Source organism: Musicola paradisiaca NCPPB 2511 (assembly GCF_000400505.1).
Classification (GTDB): Bacteria; Pseudomonadota; Gammaproteobacteria; order Enterobacterales; family Enterobacteriaceae; genus Musicola; species Musicola paradisiaca.
Genome location: NZ_CM001857.1, coordinates 2,558,595 through 2,582,189, shown reverse-complemented (window position 1 = coordinate 2,582,189; position 23,595 = coordinate 2,558,595). Strand labels below are relative to the sequence as shown.

The window sequence follows — 23,595 nt, the reverse complement described above, 5'->3', positions numbered from 1 at the left end:
ACATAAACGAAAAAAACGAATAAATTTAATGTAAAACAATGAGATATATTGATTTATCACTCAGTCGCCACCTATCAAAACGAGAAAATCGCCCTTGTCGTCGATAGCGGCTAACCTGTATGGTTAGGGTCAGGGCCATCATGAATTTTTATCGTTAAGTAAGGGTAGCGAAATGGATAAGGGTAACAACAAACCATGCTTCCAGGATGTGCTGGAATTCGTGCGTATGTTTCGTCGCAAAAACAAGCTGCAGCGTGAGATTGTCGATAACGAGAAGAAGATTCGCGACAACCAAAAGCGCGTGCTGCTGCTGGATAACCTGAGCGAGTACATCAAGCCGGGCATGTCCATTGATGATATCCAGAGCATTATCGCCAACATGCGCAGCGACTATGAGGATCGCGTCGATGAGTACATCATCAAAAACGCCGATCTCTCAAAAGAGCGCCGCGAGTTGTCGCGTAAACTCAAGGAAATGGGTGAGATCAAACCGCCGGTGGATGCACAGTAATACCGGCCGGCGCAATGAGGCGCCATCAGTAAAAAACCTACCGACAGGGCCCGCTCGCGGCCCTGTTTCATTGTCGGCGTCCCCCTCGGTTTTCCGATCGTCCAGATTAGGGCGGCCCGGTGTTTCAGCGCCATAAAACAGTGTCTCATCCGGTTGTTACTCCCTGATATGCCAATGGTGGCGGTCTCCAATCTAATGCTGTTGGCCCTATGACTCCAGCGGCAAAAGTGAATGATGGAAGCGCTCGCGCAACGTCAATGCATATCCGTGCAACGGCGAAAATTGCCTGCGATACCCTTTCCAGAACGCAGCACGGCGGCTATCGCCCGGTAGCCTGGGCTGTCACACTTTGCGGTGTGATACGGGGCCGCCAGACGGTGGGTCGGGTAAATTGCATCGGCATGCCGGTGCGGCAGGACAGGAGCTGATCATTCGGATTTCATTAAATATGGCCGCCATAAGCCTGACGCTCGGGATCCTGCCGCTGCTGGTACTGCCCGCGCTGCCCGCCAAGAGTCTGTTGCTGGTGCTGGGCATTTTTGCGTGCTACGGCGTGCGTACCCGGTGTTATGGGGTGGCTCTGGCGGCTTTCGGGTTTGTCTGGGGGTGTGGCAATGCGTCGCTCATACTGGCGCAGACCGAGCGATTTACCCGCAGCGTCGTCAGCGCCGAGGTGGGGATCAGTAGCGAGCGTTTTGCCGAATCCGATGCACGGCAATTGCTGGCGCGGTTGTGGATGATTGACGGTAAGCCGGTGTTTCCCCCGTTATACGCCCGGCTGGAAGCATCACCCGCACTGGCGTCCTGGTGCGGCGGGCAGCGTTGGCGGATGCGGCTGCAATTACGTCCGGTACATAGCCGTCTCAATGAAGGCGGGTTTGATCGGCAACGCTGGGCGGTATCGCGGCTGCAACCGCTGACCGGGCGTATTCTCGCCGCAGAGGCGGTGGATCCGGCGTGCGGTTGGCGCCAGCAGTGGGTGCGTCGCATGGAACAGCAGACGGCTTCGCTGCCGTGGCGCGCCATTCTGATCGCACTGGCGATGGGCGACATGGCGTCAGTCGATGATGCGACGCGCGAGCTGTTACAGAAAACCGGCACATTGCATCTGATGGCGATATCCGGGCTGCACATCGCGCTGGCGGCAATGCTCGGCTGGGGCGCGATCCGAGGGGTGCAGCTGGTGTTGCCCTTGTCGTGGGTGGATGGGCGGTTGCCGATGTGCTGCGGTGTGCTGGTTGCCTGGGCGTATGTCTGGCTGGCGGGCGGCAACCCTCCCGCCATCAGAGCCGCGCTGGCGTTATCGGTATGGGCAGTCGTGCGCCTGCGTGGGATCTCGGTGTCGGCCTGGCAGGTATGGCTATGGTGTATCGGGCTGATCTTGCTGGCGGAACCCTTCAATGTGCTGTCGGACAGCTTCTGGTTATCGGCGCTGGCCGTCGCCGCGCTGATTTTCTGGTACCAATGGGCGCCGTTGTCGGCAGGGCGCTGGCGCGGTGTGTGCGGTTGGTGGGTACGGGCATTGCATTTGCAGATAGGCATCACATTGCTGCTGGTGCCGTTGCAGGTGCTGTTGTTCCAGGGCATCAGCCTTTCATCGCTGCCCGCCAACCTCTGGGCGGTACCCCTGGTGTCGCTCATCACCACGCCGCTGGTGCTGGTGACGCTGCCGTTGATGGTCTTTTCTCCGCTGGCGCATGCGCTCTGGTGGCTGGCGGATCGTTCGCTGGCGCTGGTATTTGCGTTACTGCAGGCGCTGCCGGACGGGTGGCTGCCTGCGCCGGCATCTCTGTTGCCATTCAGTGCGCTCGGTTGGCTGGCGGTGATCAGTTGGCGGCTGGGCTGGTGGCGCAGCCAGACGGCGGGGTTACTGGCATTGATGCTGTGGCTGGCGCTCAGGCCCCGAACGCCTTCCCCCCAGTGGCGTGTGGATATGCTGGATGTGGGGCATGGTCTGGCGGTTGTGATTGAACGTCAGGGCAAAGCGGTGCTGTATGACACCGGTGCGCGTTGGGAGGGCGGGGACAGTATGACGCGGGATATTTTGCCCTATCTGCGTTGGCGCGGATTGCGGCTGGAACAGACGATCATCAGCCATAATCATCAGGATCACAGCGGCGGGTTGCCTGTGCTGCGCAGACAGTTTCCCTTGCTGCCGGTGTATGGCTCGCAGGCGTCTGCCGATTATCGCCCCTGCGTCCAGGGCGCATCGTGGTACTGGCAGGGGCTGCGGTTTGAGGTGTTATGGCCGGTGGCGGTCGCCGTGGCGGCGGGCAATCACGATTCGTGCGTGATCCGGGTGACGGATGGGCGTTTCAGCCTGTTGCTGACGGGCGATCTGGAACGGGAGGACGAGGTGGCGTTGCTGAAAACCCAGCGGCTGAAACTGGCGTCGGACGTCATTCAGGTGCCGCATCACGGCAGTTCGACATCGTCGTCGGCGCCGTTTCTGCGGGCGGTGGGGGCGACGGCAGCCCTTTCATCCAATGCCCGCTATAACCCGTGGCGTTTGCCGTCCTCGCCGGTTGTCCGGCGTTACCGGGAACAGGGTATCCGCTGGTACGACACCGCCGGCAGCGGGCAGGTGAGTGTACGTTTTTTCAGCGATGGCATACAAATATTGCGTTACAGGGGGGAAATCGCTCCTCGCTGGTATCATCGGTGGTTTGGCGCACAACCGGATAATGAGTAATATAGGCGGCTGTTTATCAAGGTCTCAGGTTTTATTGCATGATTAATGACAAAGATCTCTCCACATGGCAGACGTTTCGCCGCCTATGGCCGATGATCTCCCCCTTTAAAACGGGATTGATTGTGGCCGCCGTGGCGCTGGTGGTGAACGCCGCGGGTGATACGCTGATGCTATCGCTGCTCAAGCCATTGCTGGATGACGGATTTGGCAAGGCGGATCGCAGCGTGATGGTCTGGATGCCGTTGGCCATCATCGGGCTGATGATTATGCGCGGCATATCCAGTTATATCTCCAGCTACTGCGTCGCCTGGGTATCCGGCAAGGTGGTCATGAACATGCGCCGCCGTCTGTTCAGCCACATCATGGGAATGCCGGTTTCATTTTTTGATCAACAGTCAACCGGAACGCTGCTGTCGCGGATTACCTACGATTCCGAGCAAGTGGCGTCTTCATCGTCGAATGCGCTGGTGACGGTAGTCAGGGAAGGCGCGTCAATTATCGGGCTGTTCGTGCTCATGTTTTGGTACAGCTGGCAATTATCGTTGATTCTGATCGTGATCGCGCCGTTCGTTTCCTACAGCATGCGTGTGGTGTCCAAACGTTTTCGCAACATCAGTAAAAACATGCAGAACACCATGGGACAAGTGACCACCAGTGCCGAGCAAATGCTGAAAGGGCATAAGGAAGTGTTGATTTTCGGCGGTCAGAAAGTGGAAGAGGAACGCTTCAACCAGGTCAGCAACCGCATGCGTCAGCAGGGCATGAAAATGGTGTCGGCCTCGGCGATTTCCGATCCGGTGGTGCAGTTTATCGCTTCGCTGGCGCTGGCCTTTGTGCTGTATGCCGCCAGCTTTGATAGCGTGATGAAGGCGTTGACGCCGGGGACGATCACGGTGGTGTTTTCCTCCATGTTTACCTTGATGCGTCCACTGAAGTCGCTGACTAACGTCAACTCCCAGTTTCAGCGCGGGATGGCGGCCTGTCAGACGCTGTTCGCCATTCTGGATACCGAGCAGGAAAAAGACAGCGGAACGCGCGTGTTGGGCCGTGCTCAGGGCGATGTGGAGTTCCGTAACGTCAATTTTGCCTACCCTGGCAAGGAAACGCTGGCGCTCAAAAACGTCAGTCTGCGCATTCCGCCGGGCAAAACCGTGGCGCTGGTGGGGCGTTCCGGCTCCGGCAAATCGACTATAGCCAGCCTGATAACCCGGTTCTACGATATCCAGTCCGGCGAGGTTTTGCTGGATGGGCAGGATTTGCGGGAGTACACCCTGTCGTCGCTGCGTAATCAGGTGGCGTTGGTGTCACAGAATGTGCACCTGTTCAACGATACCATTGCCAACAACATCGCTTACGCCTGTGGTGATCGCTACAGCCGCGAAGATGTCGAACGGGCGGCGAAGATGGCGCATGCCATGGACTTTATCGATAGGCTGGAACATGGGTTGGATACGGTAATCGGCGAAAATGGCATATTGCTTTCCGGCGGCCAACGCCAGCGCATCGCCATCGCCCGCGCGTTGTTGCGTGATTGCCCGATTCTGGTGCTGGATGAAGCGACGTCGGCGCTGGATACCGAATCCGAACGCGCCATTCAGGCCGCGCTGGACGAGTTGCAAAAAGACCGTACCGCGCTGGTGATCGCGCACCGTCTGTCGACCATTGAAAACGCCGACGAAATTCTGGTGGTCGAAGACGGCCGGATTATCGAACGTGGCGGGCACGAGGAATTGCTGGCGCGCAATGGGGCCTATGCCCAGTTGCACAGGATGCAGTTTGGCGAATGATTGAACGTATCTGGTCGGGGCGCTCCCCGTTGTTCTGGCTGTTATGGCCGCTGTCGTTGTTGTACGGATTGGCGAGTTCATTGATCCGTATGAGCTATCGCCTCGGTTGGCGCCGAGCATGGCGGGCCCCGGTGCCGGTGGTGGTGGTCGGCAATCTGACGGCGGGCGGAAACGGTAAAACACCGCTGGTGGTTTGGTTGGTAGAGCATTTGCAGCAGCGCGGTTATCGCGTGGGCGTGGTGTCGCGCGGGTATGGCGGTCATGCGCCCCGTTATCCGTTTCTGGTGACGCCGGAGGCCACGGCGGCGCAGGCCGGCGACGAACCGGTGCTGATTTTTCAGCGTACCGGCGCGCCGGTAGCGGTGGCGCCACGGCGTCGTGATGCGGTAGCGGCGCTGCTGGCGGCGTATCCGCTGGATCTGATCGTCACTGACGATGGGTTGCAACACTATGCGCTGGCCAGAGATGTTGAACTGGTGGTGGTGGATGGCGTCCGCCGGTTCGGTAACGGCTGGTGGCTGCCCGCCGGCCCAATGCGCGAACGCGCTTCCCGGCTGGCGTCGGTGGACGCCGTGATCGTCAACGGCGGCGAAGCGCGTGACGGAGAGATTGCCATGCGCCTGGAAGCAAGCGAGGCGGTTAATCTGCTGAGCGGGGAACGTCGGCCGGTGTCGTCCTTAGCGCCGATGGTGGCCATGGCGGGCATTGGTCATCCGCCCCGTTTTTTCGCCACGCTGGAGAGGTTAGGGGCGCGGCTTACGCGCAGCGTGGCTTTCGCCGATCACCAACACTGGCGTCCTGAACAACTGGCGGCGCTTACGCCGGATGAACGACAACCGCTGATAATGACGGAAAAAGACGCAGTGAAATGCCGCGTTTTTGCGCGCGACAATTGGTGGTATGTGCCGGTTGACGCCGTTCTGCCGTCGGCGTCATCGCAAGCGCTGCTGGATAAACTGTCCGGGCTCATCGCGCAGCAGCGCCAATACTAACCGGACGTTTTTTGACAATAGCTTCGTGATGGAGGAAGCATGGATCACCGTTTGCTTGAGATTGTGGCTTGTCCGGTCTGTACCGGGCGACTGATTTTTAACAAAGAAAAGCAGGAACTGATCTGCAAAGCGGATAGGCTGGCGTATCCGTTGCGGGACGGGATCCCTGTTCTGCTGGAAACCGAAGCGCGCACCCTGGCGCCTGACGAGATTGCACAATGACGTTTACTGCGATAATCCCCGCCCGGTTTGCCTCGACCCGTCTGCCCGGCAAGCCGCTGGCGGATATCAATGGCAAGCCGATGGTCGTGCACGTCATGGAGCGTGCGCGCGAATCCGGCGCCAGCCGCGTCATTGTGGCGACCGATCATCCCGATGTGGCGCAGGCGATTGCGCAGGTCGGCGGCGAAGTGTGTCTGACCAGCCCGGATCACGCCTCCGGTACGGAGCGACTGGCTGAAGTCATTGAGCGTTACGCCTTCGCCGACGATGAAATCATCGTGAATGTACAGGGCGATGAGCCGATGATCCCGCCGTCGATTGTGCGTCAGGTGGCGGAGAACCTGGCCGCCAGCCGGGCCGGGATGGCGACGCTGGCGGTGCCGATTACCACCAGTGAAGAAGCGTTCAACCCGAATGCGGTAAAAGTGGTGACGGACGCTGAAGGGTATGCGCTCTATTTTTCTCGGGCGACCATTCCCTGGGAGCGCGACCGTTTTGCGGTCAATCGCGATACGATCGGCGATCATTTTCTGCGCCATATCGGTATCTATGCTTATCGCGCCGGCTTTATCCGCCGCTATGTCGGTTGGGCGCCGAGCCAACTGGAGAAAATCGAGATGCTGGAGCAACTGCGGGTGCTCTGGTACGGCGAGAAAATCCATGTGGCGGTCGCGCAGGAAGTGCCGAGCGTCGGTGTGGATACCCCGGAAGATCTGGCGCGTGTCAGGGCGGCGATGACGCGGCGTTAATCCATCACGACCTTTACTCTGTCGATAACGGGCGATTGCTGCAAGAATCGCCCGTTTTTTATGGCGTGATGAGACGCCGGCCATGAAGGCCCGACCTACGCGGCGTGCGAGGCGTTATCGACGGTGCCGGCAGAAGGCTGATGCGGTGTGGTTCCGCGTAACTCTTATGGCATAAATTATTACCCATCGGGCTAACATTTTTATCAGTCTCTCCTTTTTGAAACGGTATTTCATATGTCAATGTTAACGGTGGCTTATCATTTGGCCGTCTGACGTTTACGGTTGTTTCACTAAGGATGGAGTTACGCAATGAAAATGAACACACAAGTCGTACCGGTTGTGTTGGGATTGATGGCGGCGGGGTATGCCGCCGAAGGGCTGGCGGCGGAGTATTACTTGTCCGCCAGCGGCAGCGACAGTGCCAGCGGCAGCAAGAGCGCACCCTGGAAGACGTTTGCCCGAGCGCAGGAAACCCTGAGTGCAGGGGATACGTTATGGATAAGAGGGGGAACCTACGCCATCACCGCCGGGCTGAACACCTGCAGTAGCCAAACCGATACGGTGAACGCGATCACGCTTAGCAAGAGCGGTTCTTCCGGTAAACCTATCGTGTATCAGGCATACAGCGGCGAAACCCCAATAGTTGATTTCAGCGGTATGACGGATGATTGCCGCGTCAAAGGGTTCAACGTGGTCGCCAGCTGGATCACGCTAAAAGGGCTGGAAATCAAAGGCGTTCCGCAAAATAACAACAAGAACCACGAATCTTGGGGGGTGTGGATCAACGGCAGTCACAACATTTTCGAGCGGCTGAATATCCATCACATCATGGGAACCGGCCTGTTTTTGAAAAACGGTTCCTATAACACCATTCTCAACAGTGACTCCCACCACAATTACGATCCCCTTACCTCCAATGGCGCTGGTCAGAGCGGTGACGGCTTTGGCGCGCATGTTTCCGCCAATATGCCGGGTAATATTTTCAGCGGTTGCCGGGCGTGGTGGAATTCGGATGACGGCTTTGATCTGATCAACGCTTATTCGTCGGTGACGATTGAAAATTCCTGGGCCTGGTTGCATGGCTATCTGCCGGGCACGACCACCTCTCTGGCGGCCGGCAACGGCAATGGTTTTAAGGCGGGCGGCTATGCCGGCGTGTATGTCAGCAACGGCGTGAAGCACACGGTGCGTAATTCGGTGGCGTTCCTTAACAAAGCCTCCGGTTTTTATGCCAACCACCACACGGTCGCTAACGACTTTTTCAACAACACTGCGTACAAGAACAAGATTAATTTCAACATGTTGGGGATAGATTCCAGCGGCAGCGATACCAACCTGGGGACGCTGCGTAACAATATCTCCTACGCGGCGACGTCCAGTTCGTTGTCCAATACCAGCGGCGCCAACCTGCGCTACAACTCGTGGAACTTCAGCAACGTACTGTCTGATACCGAATTCCAGAGCGTTTCCACCAGCGGGTGGGATGCCGCGCGGCAGTCCGACGGCAGTTTGCCGGTGCTGAAAAGCCTGCATCTGGCTTCCGGCAGCTGGATGATCGACAAGGGCGGCGATGTGAAAATCGCCTATCAGGGCTCGGCGCCTGATTTGGGCGCATTTGAATTGAAATAACGACCACGGCCCCGTCGCGCGTGATAGCGATGGGGCATCTGGCGTGCCTGAGCTGCCGGTGTTATCTCCCGTCTTATCCCACTTTCCATACGTCAACCGCTCGGAACGGCGTCCATCCCGGTATTTTTTGATCTGCATTGAAGAAATCAGCAGGGCATCGCCGCATGATGATTCAGGCTGTATCCGTAATAGCGCGTGGCTGAAAGTCACGTAACCCGCAGTACAGCACGCTGCCTGACACCGTGACCAATAGCACCATCCTGTGTCGTGCGGTGTAAGCAAAACTCCGCTGCGTGTCGTTGGCTGTCTTGATGGCGGGAACGATAGCGCCAGCGACATCACTACAGCGAGCACAACTACAGCGAGCACAACTACAGCGAGCACAGCCAGGGGATCCTGACTGGCCTGTGACTCAGGATTGCGCCGGAGTCAGGCCGTGATGGTGATGAGCCGGGCCCGATGTCGTGCGTGTTAATCAGCGAGGTAAGCCGCCAATGGAATTGTTGAAAGCGGAATTGAGTACGGTGCTGGGAGAGTCGCTCAGTCGGCTTGAGCGCATTAGCGAACAACCCTACGCGCACTTATATGCGTTGTACGATGGCGCCGGCAATGCGATGCCATTGTTAGCTAAAAGCTATGTTTGTCAGGGGGTTGCGGCACAGGAAGCCTACAAGCTCAGTATGCTGGCCCGTGAAGGCGAGGTACGGCTGCCGACGGTATACGGCGTGGTGCTGACCCATCAGGCGCCGTACAAGGAACTGCTGCTGCTTGAGCGGTTGCGCGGCGTATCGGTGGAAGCGCCGTCGCGATCGCCGCAGCGCTGGGAATTGTTGATGGATCAAATTCTGGAGAGCATCACCGCCTGGCATCGTATCGACAGTCACGGCTGCGTCGGCACCGTCGACAGCACGCAGGAGAACCTCTGGCCGCACTGGTATCGGCAGCGGCTGGAGGTCTTGTGGTCGACGTTGCAGAAGGTCAGCGCGCCGTTGCTGACGATGGAGGATCGCGCGCTACTGTTTCGCACCCGTCAGAACCTGCCGGCATTGTTCGCCGATTTTGACAACAACTGCGTGCTGGTGCACGGCAACCTCACGCTGCGCAGCATGCTGAAAGACCCGCGCACCGACCAACTGTTGGCGATGCTCAACCCTGGCATGATGCTGTGGGCGCCCCGCGAATACGACCTGTTCCGGCTGTGCGAAGAGCCCGGCATGGCGGAACAACTGCTCTATCGCTATCTGAGCCGCGAGCCGGTTTCCGAATCGTTTGTTTACCGGCGTTGGCTGTATATCCTGTGGGCGGCGATTGCCCGCTATATCCACACCGGCCAGCTTGATCGTGAGTTGTTCGATAATGCCGCCAGACAGTTACAACCCTGGCTGGAATGACCCCCTCCGCGCCGATGTCAGGATGATGGCGGCGGCGCGATGCCTTTAAGCCGTTGCCACAGTAACCCTAATTCCTCGTACCAGGCGCGCTCGGCATGTGAGAGATACAGCGGCGAGGGGAAAATGCGCTCCCACAGATTCAGCGGCGAGGTGATGGCCAACTGGTTGGCGGGCGCGGGAATCGGATGCAGCCCCTGGCTGAGAAAGAAATTCATCGCGCGCGGCAGATGGTTGGCCGACGTCACCAGCAGAAACGGTTGTTGGCCCACCAGCCGCGCCGCGTCCCTCGCCTCCTCCTCGGTATCGTGCGCCTGATCCAGCAGCAGGATATCTTGCGCCGGCACGCCCAGACTTTCCGCCACCCTGGCCGCGGTACGCGCGCTACTCACGGTGTTGCCCTGTGCCGCCGCGCCGGTAAAGATCAGTTTTGCGCCGGGGTTGGCGCGATACAGTCGGATCCCTTCCGTCACGCGGGGCAGGCTGTTGCTGAGCAGGTTAGCGCTGGGCGCCCAGTCGGGATTGAAGGTATAACCACCGCCCAGCACCACGATGTAGTTCACCGCCGGAAATGAAGGGTTCCAGGTGGGATAGCGCGACTCTAACGGTTGCAGCAGGCGGTCGGCGACGGGTTGCAGACTCAGCAGCAACAGCAGCAGCCAACTGCCGGTCAACATCAGCCGGGCGGTTTTTTGCCAGCGGGAGAACCACAACAGCGCGAGAGCAACACCTGCGACCAACATGATCAACGGCAATGGCAGCAGCAGGCTACCGATGTATTTTTTGGCGGCAAACAGCATAAAATAGCGTCCGTATTGGGTGAAAAAACACCATATGGGCAAAAATCGCGTTGTCAGACCATTTATTCCGGGCCTGCCTGTGACAGAATATCAGGTTCAGAGAAAAACAGCCGTTTATGTTGTTTCGACGTTCGGTAAACCGCTGGTTGGAACAACCGGGCGGCTGTTAGCCATCACGCGGAATGTGGAATGCAGGATCGTAATTTTAACGACATCGCCGATAAGTTCGCCCGTAACATTTACGGCACCACCAAGGGAAAGCTGCGACAGGCGGTACTCTGGCAGGATCTGGAAACCTTGTTGCCGACATTGCCGCAACGCCCGCTGTACATTCTGGACGCCGGCGGCGGCGAGGGCGCAATGTCGCGTCGGCTGGCGGCGCTGGGGCATCAGGTGTTGTTGTGCGACCTGTCCGATGCGATGATCCAGCGCGCTCAGGCCGCCGCCGAGGAAGACGGCGTCGCGCAGAATATGCGTTTTGTGCGTTGCGCGGTGCAGGACGTCGGGCCCCATCTGGCGCGCCCGGCGGATCTGATCCTGTTTCATGCGGTGCTGGAGTGGGTGGCGGATCCGTTGCAGGCGTTGCAGGCGTTGAGCGCCTGTCTGGCGCCGGGCGGCGCGTTATCGCTGATGTTCTACAACCATGACGCGCTGTTGATGCGCAATATGGTGTTGGGAAACTTCGGCTTTGTCGATGCCGGCATGCCCAAACGCAAACGTCGCTCGCTCTCGCCCGATCATCCGCTTAATCCGCCGCAGGTCTACCAGTGGCTGGCGTCGTTGGGGTTGGAACTCGGCGGCAAGACCGGCGTGCGGGTGTTTCATGACTATTTACAAAACAAGCAACAACAGATTGACGATTTCGACATACTGCTGGCGCTGGAGCAGCGCTACTGCCGTCAGGAACCGTTTGTCAGCCTGGGGCGTTACATCCACGTCATGGCGCACAAGCCCTCTTTGAAGGATGCATTATGAGTGATTTTTCCCAGACCGTACCCGAACTGGTTGCCTGGGCGAGAAAAAATGACTTCTCCATTGCGTTGCCGACCGAACGTCTGGCGTTTTTGCTGGCCATCGCCACCCTGAACGGCGAACGCATGGATGGGGAGATGAGCGAAGGGGAGCTGGTGGACGCATTTCGTCACGTCAGCCAGGGGTTTGAGCAAACCCACGAAACCATACCGGTGCGCGCCAACAACGCCATCAACGACTTGGTGCGGCAACGGTTGATCAACCGTTTCACCAGCGAACTGGCGGACGGCAACGCCATCTATCGCCTGACGCCGCTCGGTATTGGCATTACCGATTACTATATTCGCCAGCGCGAGTTCTCCGCGCTGCGTCTTTCCATGCAGCTCTCGATGGTGGCTCAGGAACTGGGCCGGGCGGCGGAGGCGGCGGAAGAGGGCGGCGACGAGTTTCACTGGCACCGCAACGTGTTCGCGCCGCTCAAATACTCGGTGGCGGAAATCTTCGACAGCATCGACCTGTCCCAACGTAGCATGGACGAGCAACAGCAATGCGTGAAAGACGATATCGCCGCGCTGCTGAATCAGGACTGGCGCGCCGCCATCGCCAACTGCGAACGCCTGCTCAGCGAAACCTCCGACACGCTGCGGGAGTTGCAGGACACGCTGGAAGCGGCGGGGGATAAACTGCAGGCCAGTTTATTGCGCATTCAGGACGCCACGCTCGGCAAAGATGAACTCGCCTTCGTGGACAATCTGGTGTTCGATTTGCAAGGCAAGCTGGATCGCATCATCAGTTGGGGGCAGCAGACTATCGATCTGTGGATCGGTTACGACCGGCATGTCCACAAGTTTATCCGTACCGCGATCGACATGGACAAGAACCGGGTGTTTGCCCAGCGCTTGCGCCAGTCGGTGCAGAGCTATTTCGAGGCGCCGTGGGCGTTGACCTACGCCAACGCCGAGCGGCTGCTGGATATGCGCGACGAGGAACTGGCGCTGCGCACCGAGGAAGTTACCGGCGAGCTGCCGCCGGATCTGGAGTACGAAGCCTTCAGCGAAATCCGCGAGCAGATCGCCGCGAGGGTGGAACAGGCGCTGGAAAAATATAAACAGCAACATATTCCGCTTAATCTGAGTGAGGTGATACGTGACTATCTGACACAGTATCCCCGCTCGCAACATTTTGATGTTGCCCGAATTGTGGTCGACCAGGCGGTACGTCTGGGGGTGGCCGACGCTGATTTCACCGGATTGCCGGCCCTGTGGCAGGCAATCAATGAGTACGGAGCCAAGGTGCAGGCCCATGTCATCGATAAATATTGATCAAAACATTTCCGCCCGGCTGATGAACGCGCTGGCCAACACGCTGTTTCCCGCGCTGGACAGCCAACTGCGCGCCGGGCGTCACATTGGCGTGGAAGAGCTGGAAAACCACGCATTTCTGATGGATTTTCAGGACGAACTGGAACACTTCTACGGCCGTTACAACGTCGAGCTGATCCGCGCGCCGGAAGGCTTTTTCTACCTGCGGCCGCGCTCCACCACGCTGATCCCGCGTTCGGTGCTGTCCGAGCTGGACATGATGGTGGGCAAAATCCTCTGCTATCTCTACTTAAGCCCGGAGCGCCTGGCGCACGAGGGCATTTTCAGCCAGCAGGAGCTGTATGAAGAGCTGCTGAGCCTGGCGGACGAGAGCAAGCTGCTCAAGTTGGTGAACCAGCGCTCCACCGGCTCCGATCTCGACCGGCAAAAATTGCAGGAAAAAGTGCGCACTTCGCTTAACCGCCTGCGGCGCTTGGGGATGATCTATTTTATGGGCGCCGACGGCAGTAAGTTCCGCATTACCGAGGCGGTGTTTCGCTTCGGCGCCGATGTGCGCAGCGGGGATGACCCGCGTGAAGCGCAGTTGCGGATGATTCGCGACGGCGAGGCGATGCCGGTGGACGGCAGTCTGTCGCTGGACGACAGCGATGATGGCGCGAGCGGTGATGACCCACGAGTTGAGGATGAACAGGAATGATTGAACGCGGAAAATTTCGCTCGCTGACGTTGGTCAACTGGAACGGTTTCTTTGCCCGCACCTTTGATCTCGACGAACTGGTCACGACGCTGTCCGGGGGCAACGGCGCCGGAAAATCCACCACCATGGCGGCGTTCATCACCGCGATGATCCCGGATTTGACGCTGCTGCACTTCCGTAATACCACCGAGGCCGGCGCCACCAGCGGTTCCCGCGACAAAGGGTTGCACGGCAAACTGCGCGCCGGGGTGTGTTATTCGGTACTGGACGTGGTCAACTCTCGCCATCAGCGTGTGCTGGTGGGGGTGCGGCTGCAACAAGTGGCCGGGCGCGATCGCAAGGTCGATATCAAACCGTTCTGTATTCAGGGATTGCCGATTGCGACCTCGCCGACCCAGTTGCTGACCCAGTCGGTGGGCGACCGTCAGGCGCGCGTGCTGTCGTTGCAGGACGTCAAAGACCGGGTCGACCAGATCGAAGGCGTGCAGTTCAAACAGTTCAACTCGATTACCGACTACCACGCCTTAATGTTCGATCTCGGCGTGGTGCCGCGCCGGTTGCGCTCCTCGTCCGATCGCAACAAGTTCTACCGCCTGATTGAGGCCTCGCTGTACGGCGGGATCTCCAGCGCCATCACCCGTTCGCTGCGCGACTATCTGCTGCCGGAAAACAGCGGCGTGCGCAAGGCGTTCCAGGATATGGAAGCGGCGCTGCGGGAAAACCGCATGACGCTGGAGGCGATCCGCGTGACCCAGTCGGATCGCGACTTGTTCAAGCATTTGATTTCCGAAGCGACGTCCTACGTGGCGGCGGATTACATGCGCCACGCCAATGAACGCCGCATCCATCTCGATGGCGCGCTGGAGCTGCGCCGCGACCTGTTCGGCAGCCGTAAACAGCTGATTGCGGAGCAGACCCGCCATGTGGAAATGGCGCGCGAGTTGCAGGAGCAAGCCGCAGCGGAAAGCGATTTGGAAACCGATTATCAGGCCGCCAGCGATCACCTCAATCTGGTGCAGACGGCGATGCGTCAGCAGGAGAAGATCGAACGTTACAGCGCCGATCTGGACGCGCTGAACTACCGGCTGGAAGAGCAGAATGAGGTGGTGGAGGAAGCGCGCGAGCAGTTGGAAGAGCGCGAAGCCCGCGCCGATGCCGCCGAACAGGAAGTGGATGAACTGAAAAGCCAGCTGGCCGACTACCAGCAGGCGCTGGACGTACAGCAAACGCGCGCGATTCAGTACAACCAGGCACAGCAGGCGCTGGAACGCGCCCGGTCGTTGTGCCAATTGCCGGCGCTGACGGCGGATAACGCCGAACAGTGGCTCGATAACTTCCGCGCCAAAGAACAGGAAATCACCGAACTGTTGCTGGAGATGGAGCAGAAACTGAGCGTGGCGGACGCCGCCAACAGCCAGTTCGAGCAGGCGTATCAACTGGTGTGCCAGATAGCCGGCGCGGTCAGCCGCAATGACGCCTGGAGCACCGCGCGGGAACTGCTGCGCGACAGCGCGTCCCAGCGCTATCTGGCCGAACAGGTGCAGCCGCTGCGGCTGCGGTTGTCCGAACTGGCGCAGCGCCTGCGGGAGCAGCAGGAGGTACAGCGGCAGTTCCAGGAATTCGCCAAACGTTGCGGCCAAACCTATGAGCCGGAAGATTTGGAAGCGTTGCAGGCGGAACTGGAGGCGCGCATCGAGGATTTGTCCGAGCGGGTGGCCGCCGCCGGCGAACAGCGTCTGGCGCTGCGTCAGGAACTGGAGCAGGTGCAACAGCGTATCCGCGAGCTGACGGCGCGGGCGCCGGGTTGGCTGGCGGCGCAGGAAGCGCTGTCGCAGCTTGGCGAACAGAGCAGCGAATCATTTGGCGATAGCCAGCAAGTGACTGAATTTATGCAGCAATTGCTGGAGCGTGAACGCGAAACCACGGTTGAGCGCGACGAGGTCGCCAGCCGTAAACGTCAGGTTGATGAGCAGATTGAGCGCCTCAGCCAGCCGGGCGGTTCGGAAGACCCGCGCCTGAATGCGCTGGCGGAGCGTTTCGGCGGCGTGCTGTTGTCGGAGATTTACGACGACGTCACGCTCGATGACGCGCCATACTTCTCCGCGCTGTACGGGCCGTCGCGTCACGCCATCGTGGTGGCGGATTTGTCGCTGGTGCGCGAACAACTGGCCGGTCTGGACGACTGCCCGGAAGACCTGTACCTGATCGAGGGGGACCCGCAGTCGTTCGACGACAGCGTGTTTGCAACCGAGGAGCTGGAAAAAGCGGTGGTGGTGAAGATCGCCGATCGCCAGTGGCGTTACTCCCGCTTCCCGGAGGTGCCGCTGTTTGGCCGCGCCGCCCGCGAGCAACGGCTGGAAGGCCTGCGTGAAGAGCGCGAAGCGCTGGCCGAACGTTACGCCACGCTCTCCTTCGACGTGCAGAAGATTCAACGTTTGCATCAGGCGTTCAGCCGCTTTATCGGCAGCCACCTGGCGGTAGCGTTCGAGGACGACCCGGAAGCGGATCTGCGCCAGTGCAACAGCCGCCGTGGCGAGCTGGAGCGCGCTATCGGCAATTTCGACAGCGAAAATCAGCAGCAACGCCAGCAGTATGAACAGGCCAAAGAGCAGATGACGCTGCTCAATCGCTTGATGCCGCGCATCGGCCTGTTGTGCGACGACGGGTTGGAAGACCGGGTGGATGCGCTGCGCGCCGAACAGGACGAGGCGGAAGAGGCCGCCCGGTTTGTGCAGCGGCACGGCGCATCGCTGGTGAAATTGGAGCCGCTGGCGTCGGTGCTGCAAAACGATCCGCAACAGCATGAGCAACTGCGGGAAGAGTATGCGCAGGCGCAGGCCGGCCAGCGCACGGCCAAGCAACAGACCTTCGCGCTGACGGAGGTGGTGCAGCGGCGCGCCCACTTCAGTTATACCGATTCGGCGGGCATGCTCAACGCCAACGCCGATCTGAACGATAAACTGCGCCAGCGCCTGGATCAGGCGGAGCAGGAGCGTACCCGCGCCCGCGAGCAGTTGCGCCAGCATCAGGCGCAATTGACCCAGTACAGCCAGTTGCAGGCGTCGCTGAAAAGTTCCTATGACGCCAAGCGCGACATGCTCAAAGAGCTGACGCAGGAGTTGGCGGATATCGGCGTGCGCGCCGATGCGGACGCCGAAGCCCGCGCCCGCACGCGACGCGATGAGCTGCACGCGGCGCTGAGCGCCAATCGCGCCCGCCGCAATCAACTGGAAAAACAGATCACCTTCTGCGAAGCGGAAATGGACGGTTTGCAGAAGAAATTGCGCAAGGTGGAGCGCGACTACCACACCATCCGCGAGCAGGTGGTGACGGCGAAAGCCGGCTGGTGCGCGGTGATGCGTCTGGTGAAGGACAACGGCGTCGAACGCCGCCTGCATCGCCGCGAGCTGGCGTACCTGAGCGGCGACGAGCTGCGCTCTATGTCGGATAAGGCGCTGGGGGCGTTGCGCCAGGCGGTGGCGGACAACGAACACCTGCGCGATGTGCTGCGCCTGTCGGAAGATCCGAAGCGGCCGGAGCGCAAAGTGCAGTTCTATATTGCGGTCTACCAGCATCTGCGCGAGCGTATCCGTCAGGATATCATCCGTACCGACGACCCGGTGGAAGCCATCGAGCAGATGGAAATCGAACTCAACCGGCTGACCGAAGAGCTGACCGCGCGCGAGCAGACGCTGGCGATCAGTTCGCGTAGCGTGGCAAACATTATTCGCAAGACCATCCAGCGCGAACAGAACCGCATCCGCATGCTTAACCAGGGCTTGCAAGCGGTGGCGTTCGGGCAGGTGAAGAGCGTGCGGCTCAACGTCAACGTGCGGGAAACCCATACCACGCTGCTGAACGTGTTGTCCGAACAGCAGGAACTGCATCAGGATCTGTTCAACAGCAATCGCCTGACCTTCTCCGAAGCGTTGGCGAAGCTCTATCAGCGCCTCAATCCGGAAATCGACATGGGCCAGCGCGCGCCGCAGACCATCGGCGAGGAGTTGCTGGACTACCGCAACTATCTGGAGATGGAAGTGGAGGTTAACCGCGGCGCCGACGGCTGGCTGCGGGCGGAGAGCGGCGCGCTGTCCACCGGCGAGGCCATCGGTACCGGGATGTCGATTCTGGTGATGGTGGTGCAGAGCTGGGAGGAAGAGTCCCGGCGGCTGCGCGGCAAGGACATTTCGCCGTGTCGTTTGCTGTTCCTCGATGAAGCGGCGCGGCTGGACGCCAAATCCATCGCCACGCTGTTCGAGCTGTGCGAGCGGCTGGAGATGCAGTTGATTATCGCCGCACCCGAGAACATCAGCCCGGAGAAAGGCACCACCTACAAGCTGGTGCGTAAGGTGTACCAGAACCACGAGCATGTGCATGTGGTCGGCCTGCGCGGCTTTGCCACCGACACGCAGGACAGCCCGACGCACTAATCTCTGCGCCGTATGACATGCGCCCTTGCTAGACAGGGCGCATGGTCAAACATCCCACGGTGTGTTGTGCTAACGCTCGTGCCCATGTTGAACCCCTCTTGACCATCTTGTGCCGATACGGCGGCTGCCTTTGTCGTTGCCGTGTGGGCCTATCCATGCGCGTTTTCCCCTGTGAGGCGCCGTGTTTCGCCGAGCCATCCCCGCCCGCATAACGTAATTTCCCGATGGACGCCCGCGTGGCGATGGTTGTTCCCGCGCCATGCCGGTAAGGCTATTCCGATAGGCAAATTCCTGGAGAAGACGATGGTAGACAGACTGATACCTTATGCACTGACGTCACAAGCGAGTGATGCGGAAGTGTCGAGTTATGTGAAGAACGTCAGCAATTATGTGATGAGCCACAACCCCGATGCTGGCGGCTATATCGCCCAGCACAAGTCGGGTATTTTGTTGCAGACGCATGCGCAGAAACTGTTTGGTCACACGGGCATTTCCGCCAACAAAACCGTGGGTACGATCCTGATCATTTCCAACCAACTGATGAGCGGCTTGGCAACCATGAAAGCCTGGGCGAAGACGCTGAGTGATGCCGCGACGTCGAATGCGGTGAAATTTCAGAACGTGGAATGGCTGATTCATCTTCACCTGAATTCGCCCCTGATGACCGACTGGGTGATCACGACCGGGGCGGCCAATCTGATCAAAGAGCTGGATGCGCAGGGGAAGGGCGCGGTAAAAATCCGTTTTGCCATTGATTGCAGCGCCTGGTTGATGAACCAGGAACATCAGAAATTGTCTGATGCCGCCGTCCCCGCCGACGTTGATTCCTCGCCAGTGAAAGGCCAGTTGGCGCTGAGAGCGAGCCGGTTGAAAACCATTCCTTATGGGTTGCTGCGATCGTTCGGGTTACATAAAGCGCTGCGGCTGAATCAGTTGAGTGCCGACACCAAAAAAGACCTGTATCTGGTTGTCGATGTGGAGCCGGGGGAGGCATTGGTGCCCACGAAGGAGACGCCGGATAAAGACATCGCCAGTAATCGGGCGAAATGCTTTCTGGCCACCTGGGAGATGCTGAACAGTGGTAAAAAAGTGGTTTATAACTGTCTGCAATGGCTGCCGCACTATGCCGGTACCATGGCGTCGGAATGGTACAACATCAAATACCCTGACGGTGCGCCGATGGATAAGGTGGATGGCAAAGATGTCCGGGTTATCAAGACCGATGAAACCAAGCTGAAAGTGGAGCTGGCGGTGACAACCTGCATGGACAAGCTGACGGCGTATCTGAATACCGCCGGCAAAGACAGCCCGTATCCCAGTGAACCTATGCTGGGCTTCAGCATGAAGGATTACGTATCCCCCCAGTTGATCAGCGTGATGCCGGGAGCCATCAACTCGTCGAAAATCGGCGGCGAACGGGAGTTCCTGCTGGGCGGCAAAAAAGTCGCTTATGTGGAAGTGTGCGATGTCATGGGGATCGGCGCCGGTGAGGGCGCGTCGCTGAAGTCACATGTGGGAAACAATAACGCGGATAAGACCAACACCCGGGTCTGGACCTCTTCGTGGGGAGCCTTAAAGGATATTGTCGGCAACAAGCTGAATCTGGTGCGCTCGACCAGCGGCGCGGTCAGCTATACGCCCAAAGCGAAGATCACCGTGCAGGATCTGAAAGATATGGGCGGGGTGTATGTGGGCAATGAGGCGGGAACAACCGTCATCGTCGAGTTCTGACTGACACCTGCCGTCGATGAAGCGGTAGGCGGCGGATAACAAACCTGGCGGGCTGTGTGATGCAGCCCGTTTTTCATGGTGCAAAGGGTTGTTATGAGGATGAGCGCGGTGATGGTCATGATTGTTGTGATGCGATGATTACCGTGATGCCGGTTGCGGCTCCACCCGGTTTGCACGGCATCGGGTGGCACATGCGCCTCCAGCGGTCACATTTTTCCATGCCGGGACGGAAAGGCTTGACCTTACGGCTACTGGAAGGTCAGCCTGACAGCCTGAACGCAGAGGAGGAATCCTGAAATGTATCGTCGCGACTTTCTGAAATATACCGCCCTGCTTGGCGCTGCCAGCGCGCTGCCAGGGTGGATCGGCCGGGCATGGGCGGCAGCACCGGTGGCGTTGCCCATTCCGCCGTTGTTAAAACCGGATGCCGCCGGGCATATCGCTCTGCACATTCAGGCTGGCGTGATGCGCTGGTTGCCGGGCATAGACACGACGACCTGGGGCATCAACGGCCCATTGCTGGGGCCGGCGTTGCAACTGGAGCAGGGGCAGTCGGTCTCGGTAACAGTGACCAACCGGTTAGCTGAAACCACCACCGTGCACTGGCACGGCATGGAAGTTCCGGGCGACGCCGACGGCGGCCCGCAGGCGACGATCGCCCCTGGCGCTAGCTGGGATGCGCGCTTTACGGTCGACCAGCCCGCGACGACCGCCTGGTTTCATCCGCATACGCACGGCGTCACCGGGCGTCAGGTGGCGATGGGGCTCGGTGGGCTGATTTTGGTGCAGGATGCCCCCAGCCGTGCCTTGCCGCTCCCCAATCAATGGGGGGTGAATGATATTCCTTTGATTTTGCAGGATAAACGGCTGAACGCTAGCGGCCAGATTGACTATCAACTGGATGTGATGACGGCGGCGGTGGGTTGGTTCGGCGATCGTATGTTGACCAACGGCGTTGTCGCACCACAGCATATCGCGCCGCGTGGCTGGTTGCGCCTGCGCGTGCTGAACGGCTGCAACGCCCGCTCGTTGACGTTGGCGGCCAGCGATGGCCGAACACTGTATGTGATTGGTAGCGACGGCGGCCTGCTGGCGGAACCGGTGGCGGTGCAGCAGTTGCCGATGCTGATGGGGGAACGCTTCGAGGTGTTGGTGGACGTGCGCGACGGCAAACCGTTTGATGTGGTGACGCTGCCGGTTAGCCAGATGGGGATGCTGCTGCCGCCGTTCGATCAGCCTTTGCCGGTGTTGCATATCCAGCCGGGAACGGAAATGGGTGCTGGAACGCTGCCGGATCGGCTGGCGACGCTGCCGCCGTTGCCTGCGACGGATGGGCTGAAATGGCGTCGATTGCAATTGTCGATGGATCCCCAATTGGATAGGCAAGGCATGCAACTGCTGATGCAACGCTATGGCATGCAGGCGATGGCCGGCATGATGATGGGGGGCAACGGCGCGATGACGGGCATGTCACACGGAAATATGCCGCATGGGAACGGCGCCATGCCGATGTCGTCGCCGAGCGGTATGAATCACGGCAACATGAACCACAGCGGTATGAATCATGGCGGCATGGCGACGCCGGCACCGAGTGGAACATCGTCGAGCGCCGGCGGGCTGGACATCATGACCAGTAATCGCATCAACGGCGTCGCGTTCGAGATGGGCAAACCGTTGTTTGACGTCAAACGCGGCGAGGAGGAGGTCTGGGAGATCTCCGGTCAGGGCGACATGATGTTGCACCCGTTCCATATTCACGGTACGCGGTTTCGTATCCTGTCGGAAAACGGCGCTGCGCCTGCCGCGCATCGGCAAGGGTGGAAGGACACCGTGCGGGTGGAAGGCGGCGTCAGCCGGGTGTTGGTGCGGTTCAATCACCTGGCGCCGGCGCAACGGGCCTATATGGCCCACTGCCATCTGCTGGAGCACGAAGATACCGGCATGATGATGGCGTTTACCGTGTCGTAGCGCGTATTCGGCATCGGCGATGCCGGCTTTGCTGGCGGGGAGCGGCGCTCACAGTGCCGTTTCGAGCGTGTCGACCGCTTCCTGCTCGCCGGCCGCGCGCCGATCGAAATCCTCCCGCGCTTTTTCCACCTGCGGCAGATACTCCACCGTCCAACGATAAAGCGCCTGAAATGGCTCTTTCAACGTGTGCCCCAGCTCCGTGGTGTGATATTCCACAGCGATGGGAGAAGCGGTCAGCACCCGACGTTCAACGATGCCGTTGCGCTCCAGTTTGCGCAGGCACTGCGTCAGCGCCTTCTGGGTGATGCCATCCAGCCGACGTTTGATCTCGTTAAATCTCAGCGGGTGTTCGCACAGCGTCGCCAGCACCAGCACTGACCATTTGTCGGCAATCTGCTCCAGCAGAAAACGGCTGGGGGAGTTGGCATGGCAAAAAGGGGAAAGACGGGGTTTGGTCATTGTGGTTTCCTGTAGGCTACCTGGTTGCATTAAAGTGCCTGATTGACACCAGGTTTACATTGTATACCATCAAGTCATCATACCCAAGGAGATGAATGGCATGGCTAATATTGATGTCCTGTTTCGCCCGTTTTCACTCAAAACGCTGACCCTGAAAAACCGTATCGTGATGGCGCCGATGACCCGTACCTTTTCCCCTGACGGCATCCCCGGCGACGATGTTGCGGCCTATTACCGGCGCCGTGCCGAAGGTGACGTCGGGTTGATTTTGTCGGAAGGTACCGTGGTCGATCGCCCCGGCGCGCGTAATCATCCCGGTATTCCGGTGTTTCATGGCGATGCGGCGTTGCAGGGCTGGCAGAACGTGATCGATGAAGTACACGCGGCGGGCGGGCGGATGGGGCCGCAGATATGGCACGTTGGCTCGGTACCGCTGCGAGATGTGACATGGGAGCCTGACTATATCGAAAGCCCGTCCGGGTTGGTTATGCCGGATGTGGAGCGCGGCCACGCCATGACGGACGAGGATATCGCCGATACCATCGCGGCGTTTGCCCGCGCGGCGGCCGACGCCAAACGCCTGGGGTTCGATACGCTGGAACTGCACGGGGCGCACGGCTATCTGATCGACCAGTTCTTCTGGGGTGAAACCAACCAGCGCACCGATGCTTTCGGCGGCGCGACCATCAAACAGCGCGCCCGCTTCGCCGCCGAAATCGTCAAAAGCGTGCGTCAGGCGGTGGGGCCGGACTTCCCGCTGATCTTGCGCGTTAGCCAATGGAAACCGCAGGACTACAACGCACGTCTGGCGCCGACGCCGCTGGCGTTGGAAGACTGGCTGGCGCCGCTGGTGGCGGCGGGTGTGGATATTCTGCACTGCTCCCAGCGTCGTTTCTGGGAACCGGAATTCCCGGAAGTGGATGGCGAAAACGGGCTGAACTTTGCGGGATGGACCAAGAAAGTCACCGGCGCGGCCACCATCAGCGTGGGTTCCGTTGGGCTATCGGATGAGTTTATCAGCACGTTCTCCGGCAAGAGCGCCGGGGTAGCCAGCCTGGACAACCTGCTGGAGCGGCTGGAGCGTGATGAGTTTGATTTGATCGCGGTAGGGCGTGCGCTGTTGAGTAACCCGGACTGGGCGGCAAAAGTGCATCGACAAGAACTGGATAGCCTGCACGGTTTCGACCCGGCGTCGCTCGGACAGTTGGTTTAACACGCACAAATGCCTGCTGACGGCGGGCTGATG

The 23,595-nt window shown here is 59.5% G+C and carries 17 protein-coding genes; 15 read left to right on the top strand and 2 right to left on the bottom strand.

The window, feature by feature from the left end:
- Positions 1-172: 172 nt before the first annotated feature.
- The 8 genes from tmaR (at position 173) to DPA2511_RS11325 (ending at position 9,973) form a co-directional block, all read left to right on the top strand.
- On the top strand, positions 173-511 hold the full coding sequence (gene tmaR / locus DPA2511_RS11360) for a PTS system regulator TmaR (protein WP_015853906.1): 339 nt from the start codon (positions 173-175) through the stop codon (positions 509-511).
- A 436-nt stretch (positions 512-947) separates the two neighbouring features.
- Positions 948-3,203 (top strand): ComEC family protein, encoded by a 2,256-nt coding sequence (locus DPA2511_RS11355; RefSeq protein WP_023638329.1) that lies wholly within the window; start codon positions 948-950, stop codon positions 3,201-3,203.
- Between the two features lie 38 nt (positions 3,204-3,241).
- Complete coding sequence (gene msbA / locus DPA2511_RS11350; protein WP_015853904.1) at positions 3,242-4,990, top strand: lipid A ABC transporter ATP-binding protein/permease MsbA; 1,749 nt, start codon at positions 3,242-3,244, stop codon at positions 4,988-4,990.
- A complete protein-coding gene (lpxK, locus tag DPA2511_RS11345; protein ID WP_015853903.1) occupies positions 4,987-5,982 on the top strand; it encodes a tetraacyldisaccharide 4'-kinase in 996 nt (331 codons plus the stop codon). The genes msbA and lpxK overlap by 4 nt, the downstream gene beginning before the upstream one ends.
- A 39-nt stretch (positions 5,983-6,021) precedes the next feature.
- Positions 6,022-6,204 (top strand): Trm112 family protein, encoded by a 183-nt coding sequence (locus DPA2511_RS11340; protein ID WP_015853902.1) that lies wholly within the window; start codon positions 6,022-6,024, stop codon positions 6,202-6,204.
- Entirely contained in the window at positions 6,201-6,953 is a 753-nt protein-coding gene (kdsB, locus tag DPA2511_RS11335) for a 3-deoxy-manno-octulosonate cytidylyltransferase (RefSeq protein ID WP_015853901.1), read from the top strand. The genes DPA2511_RS11340 and kdsB overlap by 4 nt, the downstream gene beginning before the upstream one ends.
- Before the next feature lie 309 nt (positions 6,954-7,262).
- Positions 7,263-8,582, top strand: coding sequence for a pectate lyase PelN (gene pelN / locus DPA2511_RS11330; RefSeq protein ID WP_015853900.1), 1,320 nt, complete (start codon positions 7,263-7,265; stop codon positions 8,580-8,582).
- Between the two features lie 494 nt (positions 8,583-9,076).
- Positions 9,077-9,973, top strand: coding sequence for a YcbJ family phosphotransferase (locus DPA2511_RS11325; protein ID WP_015853899.1), 897 nt, complete (start codon positions 9,077-9,079; stop codon positions 9,971-9,973).
- A 17-nt stretch (positions 9,974-9,990) separates the two neighbouring features.
- On the opposite strand, the gene elyC is transcribed toward DPA2511_RS11325, so the two are convergent.
- Positions 9,991-10,770 carry an envelope biogenesis factor ElyC gene (gene elyC / locus DPA2511_RS11320; protein WP_015853898.1) on the bottom strand — a complete coding sequence of 260 codons (780 nt, stop codon included), beginning with the start codon at positions 10,768-10,770 and terminating at the stop codon, positions 9,991-9,993.
- 189 nt (positions 10,771-10,959) lie between these two features.
- Here elyC and cmoM point away from each other — a divergent pair, with 189 nt between their 5' ends.
- From cmoM to cueO, 6 genes are all read left to right on the top strand, one after another.
- Positions 10,960-11,745, top strand: coding sequence for a tRNA uridine 5-oxyacetic acid(34) methyltransferase CmoM (cmoM, locus tag DPA2511_RS11315; protein ID WP_015853897.1), 786 nt, complete (start codon positions 10,960-10,962; stop codon positions 11,743-11,745).
- Positions 11,742-13,064: a chromosome partition protein MukF gene (gene mukF / locus DPA2511_RS11310; protein WP_015853896.1), complete on the top strand. Its 1,323-nt coding sequence runs from the start codon at positions 11,742-11,744 to the stop codon at positions 13,062-13,064. Before cmoM ends, mukF begins: the two co-directional genes overlap by 4 nt.
- A complete protein-coding gene (mukE, locus tag DPA2511_RS11305) occupies positions 13,045-13,761 on the top strand; it encodes a chromosome partition protein MukE (protein WP_015853895.1) in 717 nt (238 codons plus the stop codon). Before mukF ends, mukE begins: the two co-directional genes overlap by 20 nt.
- Positions 13,758-18,191: a chromosome partition protein MukB gene (mukB, locus tag DPA2511_RS11300; protein WP_015853894.1), complete on the top strand. Its 4,434-nt coding sequence runs from the start codon at positions 13,758-13,760 to the stop codon at positions 18,189-18,191. Before mukE ends, mukB begins: the two co-directional genes overlap by 4 nt.
- Before the next feature lie 303 nt (positions 18,192-18,494).
- Complete coding sequence (locus tag DPA2511_RS11295) at positions 18,495-19,922, top strand: hypothetical protein (RefSeq protein WP_015853893.1); 1,428 nt, start codon at positions 18,495-18,497, stop codon at positions 19,920-19,922.
- A 297-nt stretch (positions 19,923-20,219) separates the two neighbouring features.
- Positions 20,220-21,890 carry a multicopper oxidase CueO gene (gene cueO / locus DPA2511_RS11290; protein WP_015853892.1) on the top strand — a complete coding sequence of 557 codons (1,671 nt, stop codon included), beginning with the start codon at positions 20,220-20,222 and terminating at the stop codon, positions 21,888-21,890.
- Positions 21,891-21,938: 48 nt separating this feature from the next.
- Here cueO and DPA2511_RS11285 read toward each other — a convergent pair whose 3' ends face one another.
- Entirely contained in the window at positions 21,939-22,349 is a 411-nt protein-coding gene (locus DPA2511_RS11285) for a winged helix-turn-helix transcriptional regulator (protein ID WP_015853891.1), read from the bottom strand.
- Positions 22,350-22,449: 100 nt separating this feature from the next.
- On the opposite strand from DPA2511_RS11285, the gene DPA2511_RS11280 reads away from it, so the two are divergent.
- Positions 22,450-23,562 (top strand): NADH:flavin oxidoreductase, encoded by a 1,113-nt coding sequence (locus DPA2511_RS11280; protein WP_015853890.1) that lies wholly within the window; start codon positions 22,450-22,452, stop codon positions 23,560-23,562.
- Positions 23,563-23,595: the final 33 nt, after the last annotated feature.